This window comes from Streptomyces mutomycini, from assembly GCF_001700505.1.
Lineage (GTDB): Bacteria > Actinomycetota > Actinomycetes > Streptomycetales > Streptomycetaceae > Streptomyces > Streptomyces mutomycini.
Window position 1 is genome coordinate 1 of sequence record NZ_MAPV01000400.1, and the last position, 699, is coordinate 699.

Genomic DNA, 699 nt, shown 5'->3' on the forward strand with positions numbered 1-699 from the left:
GTGTCCGGGCGCCCCACGGCCACGGTCTGCCGGGAAGAGATCGGATCAGAAAGGAACGGTGGAGTCGGGCGGGGGTACTGTCCCCGGCCCCGCACCGTTCATCCGATGTGACCCCGATGGCCTGGCGGGTTCGGGAGCGTCTGCGGCTTCCGGGTGCGCGCCGTCGTAGTCGTCATGGTCGTCGTACGAGGAGGAAGGTTCTCCGAAGACCCGTCGGATCTGCTCGGACTGATCCCCGTCCAGATGCTCGAATGCTCGCGTCAGCAGATCGGCGATGTAGGTGCTTGTCGCGTCCTGTGGGGAGAGCCCGGCGACCCGCAGAAATTCCACGAGCGCGTGCGCGACCGGCTCCTCTGCCGACGGTTCCCCGGCCGGTGACCCCGCAGGACCGGCCCCGGCGAGATCCCGCTCCATGTCCTGCGGGGGCAACGGCCGCGGTACGAGATGCCGCAACCGCTCCGACACGTCCACGTCGTTTGCGGCCGAGGTGAGCTGCGCCAGCAGACCGAGATCCTTGACTGCCTTGTCGACCCGATCCTCATTGCGGTGCAGCCACCATACGACCGCGCTGCCGGTGTTCCGCAGCACATCCTCGCCGAGATAGGCGCGACGGCTCTGTTCGTACTTGCGCTCGTGCTCCCACACGGCCTCGTCCTTGCGGACGGCCGCGAGCTTGGAGAGCCGAACTGAATCCTCCTC

The 699-nt window shown here is 67.7% G+C and carries 1 pseudogene; it reads right to left on the reverse strand.

The features are described from left to right. Window positions 1–45: 45 nt before the first annotated feature. Window positions 46–699: pseudogene (locus BFF76_RS33445) on the reverse strand (hypothetical protein); the annotation flags it as partial.